The sequence below is a fragment of the Streptomyces sp. NPDC007346 genome (assembly GCF_040703535.1).
Classification (GTDB): domain Bacteria; phylum Actinomycetota; class Actinomycetes; order Streptomycetales; family Streptomycetaceae; genus Streptomyces.
Genome location: NZ_JBEYKR010000029.1, coordinates 44825 through 53312 on the forward strand (window position 1 = coordinate 44825; position 8488 = coordinate 53312).

Consider the following 8488-nt stretch of genomic DNA (forward strand, 5'->3'; position numbering starts at 1 on the left):
ACGTGACCGTAAGACTGGTCCGCGTGACGTGACCTGAAAGAAGCCGTTCCGGACGTGCGTAAGGGGCGCCCTCTCTCAAGGGCGCCCCTTACGCACGCATCCTGTCGGGCCGGTCAGCCCATGAACTTCTTGAACTCGTCCGGCAGCTCGAAGTTCTTGTCCCCCTGCGCCGGCAGCCCGAACGCGCCGCCCTGGGCGGCTGCCGCCTGCTCGCGGCGCTCCGCGGCGGCGGCCTCCTCGGCCTTGCGCTTCATCGGGTTGCCGCTCTTGCGCTTGCCCTTGGCCTGCTTGACCTGCTTCTTCTGACGGCCGGGGCCGCCGCCCATGCCGGGCATCCCCGGCATCCCGGGCATGCCGCCGCCCTGGGCCATCTTCGACATCATCTTGCGGGCCTCGAAGAAGCGCTCGATCAGGCTCTTGACCGAGGAGACCTCGACGCCCGACCCCTTGGCGATACGGGCCCGGCGCGAGCCGTTGATGATCGTCGGCTCGGCGCGCTCCTTGGGGGTCATCGACTTGATGATCGCGGCGGTGCGGTCGATGTCGCGCTCGTCGATGTTGCTGATCTGGTCCTTGATCTGCCCCATGCCGGGCAGCATCCCGAGCAGCTTGGAGATGGAGCCCATCTTGCGGACCTGCTCCATCTGGGCCAGGAAGTCGTCAAGGGTGAAGTCCTTGCCGCCCTTGCTCGACTGGAGCTTCGAGGCCATTTTGGCGGCCTCTTCCTGGCTGAACGTCTTCTCCGCCTGCTCGATCAGGGTGAGCAGGTCGCCCATGTCGAGGATGCGGGAGGCCATCCGGTCCGGGTGGAACGCGTCGAAGTCCTCCAGCTTCTCGCCGTTCGACGCGAACATGACCTGCTTGCCCGTGACATGGGCGATCGACAGGGCCGCACCACCGCGGGCGTCGCCGTCGAGCTTGGAGAGCACCACGCCGTCGAAGCCGACACCGTCGCGGAAGGCCTCGGCGGTGTTGACCGCGTCCTGACCGATCATCGCGTCGACGACGAAGAGGATCTCGTCGGGGCTGACGGCGTCGCGGATGTCCGCGGCCTGCCGCATCAGCTCCTGGTCGATACCGAGGCGGCCCGCGGTGTCGACGATGACGATGTCGTGGACCTTGGCCTTGGCGAACTCGATGGAGTCCTTGGCGACCTGGACCGGGTCGCCGACGCCGTTGCCCGGCTCGGGGGCGTAGACCGCGACACCGGCGCGCTCGGCGACGACGCTGAGCTGGTTGACGGCGTTGGGGCGCTGGAGGTCACAGGCGACGAGCAGCGGGGAGTGGCCCTGGCCCTTGAGCCAGAGGCCGAGCTTTCCGGCCAGCGTCGTCTTACCGGCACCCTGGAGACCGGCGAGCATGATCACGGTGGGCGGGGTCTTGGCGAACCGCAGCCGCCGGGTCTCGCCGCCGAGGATGGAGACGAGCTCCTCGTTGACGATCTTGATGACCTGCTGGGCGGGGTTCAGCGCCTGGGAGACCTCGGCGCCGCGCGCCCGCTCCTTCACGTTGGCGATGAAGGCCCGGACCACGGGCAGGGCGACGTCGGCTTCCAGCAGGGCGATACGGATCTCGCGTGCCGTGGCGTCGATGTCCGCCTCGGACAAGCGGCCCTTGCCCCTGAGGTTCTTGAAAGTCGCGCTAAGGCGGTCGGAGAGAGTATCGAACACGGCGCTCGTCGGTCCTCAGGGTCGGGGGCGGGGCAGGTCAGTCGCCCTCCAGGGTATCCGTCCCCCGGAGAACACCAAGCCCTCGCCCGATTCCGGAGCCGGGCGAGGGCCGTGAAGAGGTGTCGTACGGGTCAGCCGAGGGCCTTCTCGACCTCCCGGGCGACCTCGGCGGCCCGGAGCTCCGGCAGCGGTTCGCCGTCGGCCCCGGTGACGTAGAAGGCGTCCACCGCGTTGGCTCCGAGGGTCGAGACATGGGCGCTGCGCACCCGTACGGCGCTCCGCTCCAGCGCGTTGCCGATCCGGTGCAGCAGTCCGGGGGCGTCCTGCGCGCGGACCTCGATGACGGTGGCGCGGCGGGAGCCGGCCGCCGCCACGGCGACCCGGGGCGGCGGGGCCTTGACGCCCCTGCGGCGCGGGTAGGCGGCCTCCCGCTCCGCGAGCCGGGCCCGGATGTCCAGGGAGCCGTCCAGGGCGCGTACGAGGTCGGCGCGGAGCCGGGCGGCCTGCGGGAGGGACCCGTACTCGGCCGCCACCCGCCAGCTGAGCAGCAGCAGCAGGTCCGCGGATTCGCCCACCTCGTTGGGGAGCTCCACCGCGCGCAGGTCGGCGGCGCGCACGGTGAGGCGGTGCAGGGCGAGGACCCCGGCGGCGGCGGGCAGCACACCGGGGCGGTCGGGCAGGGCGATGAGCAACTCGACGCCGACCGGTTCCACCTCGCCGTCCCCGGCGGGCTCCTCGGGGTGGGTGTGCAGGGTGAGGGCGGGTTCGCCGGTGCGCAGGGCCTCGATGGCGAGGCGTTCGTGCTCGGCGCTGGGGGCCGCCTCCTCCGGCTCCTCGGGGGCCTCCCCCGCCAGGACGGCGGCGACGCGCTTGACCAGGTCGGTGACGAGGGAGGCCCGCCAGGTGGACCAGGCGGCGGGCCCGGTGGCGAGCGCGTCGGCCTCGGTGAGGGCGTGCAGCAGCTCCAGGGTGGAGGGCGTGGAGACGGCTTCGGCGACCGACCGCACGGTGGCGGGGTCGTCCAGGTCGCGCCGGGTGGCGGTCTCGACGAGCAGCAGATGGTGGCGTACGAGGGTGGCGATGACGCCCACGTCGTGCTTGTCGAAGCCGATCCGGGTGGCCATGTCCCGGGCGATGACCTCCCCGGCCACCGAGTGGTCACCGGGCCAGCCCTTGCCGATGTCGTGGAGGAGGGCGGCGACCAGGAGGAGGTCGGGGCGGTGGACGCGGCGGGTGAGGGAGGCGGCGCGGACGGCGGTCTCCACCAGGTGCCGGTCGACGGTCCAGGTGTGGACGGGGTTGCGCTGGGGGCGGCAGTGGACGCGTTCCCAGTCGGGCAGCAGCCGGGTGATGATCCCTTCCGCTTCGAGCGCCTCCCAGACGCCGATGGTGGGCTCCCCCGCCCCGAGCAGGGTGACCAGCTCCTCGCGGGCCTCGGGCGGCCAGGGGACCGGCAGCGGCCGGACGGTGGTGGCGAGGTGGCGTACGAGGTGGCGGGAGAGCGGCAGCCCGGCCTCGGCGGCGGCCGCGGCGGCGCGCAGGGTGAGGACGGGGTCGCGGTCGGGGCGGGCGGCGCGGGCGAGGACCACTTCGCCGTCGGCCTCCACCACACCGTCGGCGAGGGGGGCGCGCTCGGGGGTGGTTCTGGAGCCCAGGCCTCCGCCGAGCATGGCGCGGAGCCGGGGGCGGACCGAGCGGGCGCGCAGCACCCGGTCGACCTCGCGCCAGGTGACGTCGGTGGCGTACGAGACCGTGCGGGCGGCCTCGTACACCTGGCGCAGCAGTGCGTCGGCGTCCAGCAGGCCGAGCGCCTGGGCGACCTGGTCCTGTTCCTGGAGGGCGAGGCGGTCGGTGGCGCGGCCGGTGGTGAGGTGGAGGGCGTCGCGGGCGTCCAGGAGGGTGCGGCGGGCTTGGTCGAGCCCTTCGCGCGGGGCGTCGGCGACCCAGGAGGCGGCCACGGCGCGCAGGGCGGTGGCGTCGCGGAGTCCGCCGCGGGCCTCCTTGAGGTCGGGTTCCAGGAGGAACTGGAGCTCGCCCGTCCGCTCCGCCCGCTCCTGGCAGAGCTCGTGGAGGGCGGGGAGGCGCTTGGGCGCCTGGTTGCGCCAGTCCGCGAGGATCGCGGTGCGCAGGGAGGCGACGAGGCCGAGGTCCCCGGCGACCGGGCGGGCGTCCAGGAGGCCGAGCTGGACCTTGAGGTCCTCCCCGGCCGTCCTGCGGGCCTCGCCGGGGGTGCGTACGGAGTGGTCGAGGGCCAGGCCCAGGTCCCAGACCGGGTACCAGATGCCGTCCGCGAGGGCGGAGAGGGCCGCCGCGTCGGCGCTGCCGTCGTGCAGGAGGAGCAGGTCGAGGTCGCTGCGCGGGGAGAGTTCGCCGCGGCCGTAGCCGCCGACGGCGACGAGGGCGGCGCCGCGGACCCCGGCGCGGGTCGCCGCCGCCGTGAACAGGCCGGTCAGCCACTCGTCGGTGAGGCGGGCCAGGGCGGCACGGCGCGGCGGCCCGGACCGCTTCTCCCGCTGGAGGAGGCGCAGCCGGGCCGCCGCGTAGCCGCTGGGTCCCGAGTCTTCGCTTTCGGTGATCGCTTCGGTGCTCGTCACCCAGGTGCCTTCCGTTTGGCGGGGCCGTCGGTCAGAGGGCTTCCGGCCGTCCGGCGGGGCCTTCGTCAGAGGGCGTCCGGCCGTCCGGCGGAGCGTCTGTCAGAGGGCGTCGGGACCGCGTTCGCCGGTCCGGACGCGGACTGCGGTCTCGACCGGGACGCTCCAGACCTTCCCGTCACCGATCTTGCCGGTACGGGCGGCCTTGACGACGACCTCGATGAGCTGTTCGGCGTCCTCGTCCTCGACGAGGACCTCGATGCGGATCTTGGGGACCAGGTCGACGGTGTACTCGGCGCCCCGGTAGACCTCGGTGTGGCCGCGCTGACGCCCGTAACCGCTGGCTTCGGTGACGGTGAGCCCCTGGACGCCGAAGGCCTGGAGGGCCTCCTTGATCTCGTCCAGCCGGTGGGGCTTGACGACCGCGGTGATGAGCTTCATGCGTCCACCTTCTTTGCCTTCGGTGCTGCCGTCGTGTCCTGGGCGGGGGCGGTGGTGCGGGAGGCCGTGCCGCCGCCGGCGCCGCTGAAGTCGTACGCGGTCTCGGCGTGCTCGACCTGGTCGATGCCGGAGATCTCGTCGTCCTCGGAGACCCGCATCCCGATGGTCCGGTCGAGCAGGAGGGCGAGGAGGCCGGAGACGACCAGAGAGTACGCGAGGACGGCGACGACGCCGATGGTCTGCTTGCCGAGCTGTTCGAGGCCGCCGCCGTAGAAGAGGCCCTTGGCGTCGGACTGGACACCGCCGGTGGCGAAGAAGCCGACCAGGATGGAGCCGATGATGCCGCCGACGAGGTGGACGCCGACGACGTCCAGGGAGTCGTCGTAGCCGAACTTGTACTTCAGGCCGACGGCCATGGCGCACAGGACACCGGCGATGGCGCCGACCGCGATGGCGCCGAGCGGGCTGATCGAACCACCCGCGGGGGTGATGGCGACGAGACCGGAGACCGCGCCGGAGGCGGCGCCCAGGGTGGTGAAGGAGCCGTGGCGCAGCTTCTCGTAGACGAGCCAGCCCAGGACCGCGGCGGCGGTGGCGACCTGGGTGTTCAGGAACATGACCGCGCCGACGCCGTCGTCGTTGCCGAGCCAGGATCCGGAGTTGAAGCCGAACCAGCCGAACCACAGGAGGGCCGCGCCGAGCATGACGAGCGGCAGGCTGTGCGGCCGCATCGGGTCCTTCTTGAAGCCGATGCGCTTGCCGATGACGAAGATCACGCCGAGGGCCGCGGCGCCCGCGTTGATGTGGACGGCCGTGCCGCCGGCGAAGTCGATGACGCCCATCTCGGCGAGCCAGCCACCGGAGCCCCAGACCCAGTGGGCGACGGGGAAGTAGACGATGGTGACCCACAGGACGATGAACAGCGCCCACGCGGTGAACTTCACGCGGTCGGCGAGCGCACCGCTGATCAGGGCCGGGGTGAGGATGGCGAACATCAGCTGGAAGACGGCGAAGACGTACACCGGGATGGTGGTGCCGTCCCAGAGTTCGGTGATGCCGATCCCGCTGAGGCCGACGTAGTCGGAGCTCCAGCCGATGACGGAGCCGATGTCGGAGCCGAAGGCGAGGCTGAATCCGTAGAGCACCCACAGGATCGTGACGATCCCGAGGCTGATGAAGCTCATCATCAGCATGTTGAGGGTGCTCTTGACGCGGACCATGCCTCCGTAGAAGAAGGCCAGGCCGGGGGTCATGAGCATCACCAGGGCCGAGCAGATGAGCATGAACCCGGTGTTGGCGGCAGACAGCTCAGGGGCGTCTGCGGCAAGCGTCGTGATGCCTGGGGGCATCGGCGTCTCCTCGTCGTCGGAGCGGCCGCGGCGTGCGGGGGAATGCTGCGGGACCACTGGGAAAGGGTGCGGGCCGGTCACGGGGGCCGGCGGATCATGGCCGGGAACCCTCTGTGCGCCATGAGATTGGCGGAGCGCCGTTTCCGGGGAAGCCGCACGGTGTTTCGCGAGCGTGACGAAGAGGTGGTGCGTGTTACGACGGAATGAATCCCAGGTGGCGGGTCCGGTGCGCTGCCTACCATGCAGCCCACGCCGCATACGGTGCGGTTGAAACGCCGGAGGGTGCCCCGGATACGCGAACCGGCCACGGCTCCCCTCCGGGTGACCAGGCGATGGGGGAGCCGAGTCGGGCTGTACGGGAGGGGTGCCGCGGCCGGGGCCGGTGGTGCCGGGTCAGACCGCTTCGGCGGACTCCGGCAGCTGTTCGCTGAGCAGGTCGGTGAGCCGGGCGACGTCGGCGACATCGCCGAAGTCCCTGGCGGCGGTGTCGACGGTCTTGCGCAACCGGGTGTTGACCCGCTCGGAGCGGACCTTCTTGGCGATCTTCAGGGCCTGTCCGGCGAGCACGGTGGACTGCTCGGGCTCGCGCTGGAGCAGATGGACGGTGGCCATGCCGATCAGGTTGAGCGCGTAGGAGCGCTGGTGCTCGTCGTCCTCGCCGAACAGCTCGACGGCCTTGGCCATGACGGGCTCGGCGAGCGAGGCGTAGGTGGGGCTGCGGCCGGCGACATAGGCCAGGTCGCGGTAGGAGTGGGCGTTCTCCCCGTTGAGCTCCGCCTCGGAGAAGAAGCGGATCCAGTCGGGCTCCGGCTCGCCGTCCAGCCCCGCGTCCTCGAAGGTGTCCTCGGCCATCCGGACCGCGCGCTTGCACTTGCTGGGCTGGCCCATGTTGGCGTAGGCGCGGGCCTCCATCGCATACAGCATGGCCTGCGTACGGGAGGTGGCGCAGTCGCGGCTGCCGTACTGGGCGAGGTGGATGAGCTCCAGGGCGTCGTCGGGGCGGCCGAGGTGGATCATCTGGCGGCTCATGCTGGAGAGGATGTAGCTGCCGAGCGGCTTGTCCCCGGCCTCCTTGGCGGCGTGCAGGGCGAGCACGAAATACTTCTGCGCGGTGGGCTGGAGGCCGACGTCGTAGCTCATCCAGCCCGCCAGCTCGGCCAGTTCGGCGGCGCAGCGGAAGAGGCGCTGGGAGGTGGGGCCGGGCTGCGGCTCCTGCAACAGGTCGGTGACCTCGTGGAGTTGCCCGACGACGGCCTTGCGGCGCAGGCCGCCGCCGCACTGGGCGTCCCACTGCCGGAACATCGCGGTGGTCGACTCCAGCAGGTCCAGCTCGGGGCCGGAGAGCCGGGAGGGCCTGCGGGCGGCGGCCTCCGACTCCGGTTCGCCCGCGCCTCTGACCGGGACGGGCACCAGCCAGCGCTGCATCGGCTCGATCAGGGAGGGCCCGGCGGCCAGCGCGAGGGAGCTGCCGAGGAAGCCCCGCCGGGCGAGCATCAGATCGCTGCGGGAGAACTCGCTGAGCAGGGCGACGGTCTGCGGTCCCGCCCAGGGCAGGTCGACACCGGCCACCGACGGTGACTGGTGCGCGGTGCGCAGCCCGAGGTCCTCGACGGCTACCACCGCGCCGAAGCGTTCGGAGAACAGCTCGGAGAGGATGCGCGGGATCGGCTCGCGCGGCTGCTCGCCGTCGAGCCAGCGCCGCACCCGGGAGGTGTCGGTGCTGATGTGGAGGGCGCCCATCTGGCGCGCCCGCCGGTTCACCTGGCGCGCCAGCTCGCCCTTGGACCAGCCGCTGCGTACGAACCACGACCCCAACTGCCCGTTGGGGCGCTTACCGGCATCCGTATCGCCTGCGCCGCTGCCACTCACCGGAACGCCCCCATTCCCCGTCATCCCCGCTGAATCCTTCATCGTGCGAACCACTATCAGAATGCCGTGCACCGGTGCTGTTCGTCGGGAGTCGCAGCCCATCGGTGTCGAACAGGAAACCGGATTGCCCGAGGCATACCCGTGGCTGCACATCCTCCCAGGGTTCGTGTACCGACGGTAATCCTACGATCACCCCTACCGCGAGGGGGATTGAGGAAACGCCACCATTCGCCACCCCTGCGAATGAACCCGACTGCCGCTGGGCGCGCTTGACTTGAGCGACCACGACCGAGGGCGAGCATACGGAAGCACTGGGGGGCGCACACACCGCGCCGCACCACCCGGCGCACCACGGCGCACGCCACTCGATCGAGTGCAGCGACGGAGGGTCACCCGAGCACTCCGGGTCGTAACCACCGATGAGTCGGACCCGTTGGAGGGGGCATGGGCTTCACGATCGGCGGCATCCGTGATCCAGCACCGCCGCCGCGTTGGTCTTGGCGATCAGCTTGGTCTCGAAATCGAACCCCGGCGACAGGTCCCAGTAGGCGTGGCTGGGGCGGGCATA

Annotated in this window: 5 protein-coding genes; all 5 read right to left on the reverse strand. The window is 71.5% G+C overall.

The features are described 5' to 3' along the window. Nucleotides 1-113: 113 nt before the first annotated feature. Nucleotides 114-1670, reverse strand: coding sequence for a signal recognition particle protein (gene ffh, locus AB0917_RS11250; RefSeq protein WP_366819238.1), 1557 nt, complete (start codon nt 1668-1670; stop codon nt 114-116). 131 nt (nt 1671-1801) lie between these two features. Then, complete coding sequence (locus AB0917_RS11255; RefSeq protein WP_366819239.1) at nt 1802-4264, reverse strand: [protein-PII] uridylyltransferase; 2463 nt, start codon at nt 4262-4264, stop codon at nt 1802-1804. A gap of 99 nt (nt 4265-4363) precedes the next feature. Continuing rightward, on the reverse strand, nt 4364-4702 hold the full coding sequence (locus tag AB0917_RS11260) for a P-II family nitrogen regulator (protein ID WP_003965965.1): 339 nt from the start codon (nt 4700-4702) through the stop codon (nt 4364-4366). After that, the gene (locus AB0917_RS11265; RefSeq protein ID WP_366819240.1) at nt 4699-6051 is read right to left on the reverse strand and encodes an ammonium transporter; all 1353 of its coding nucleotides are present in this window, start codon (nt 6049-6051) and stop codon (nt 4699-4701) included. The genes AB0917_RS11260 and AB0917_RS11265 overlap by 4 nt, the downstream gene beginning before the upstream one ends. A gap of 393 nt (nt 6052-6444) precedes the next feature. Beyond that, nucleotides 6445-7920 (reverse strand): hypothetical protein, encoded by a 1476-nt coding sequence (locus AB0917_RS11270; RefSeq protein WP_366819246.1) that lies wholly within the window; start codon nt 7918-7920, stop codon nt 6445-6447. Between the last annotated feature and the right edge of the window lie 568 nt (nt 7921-8488).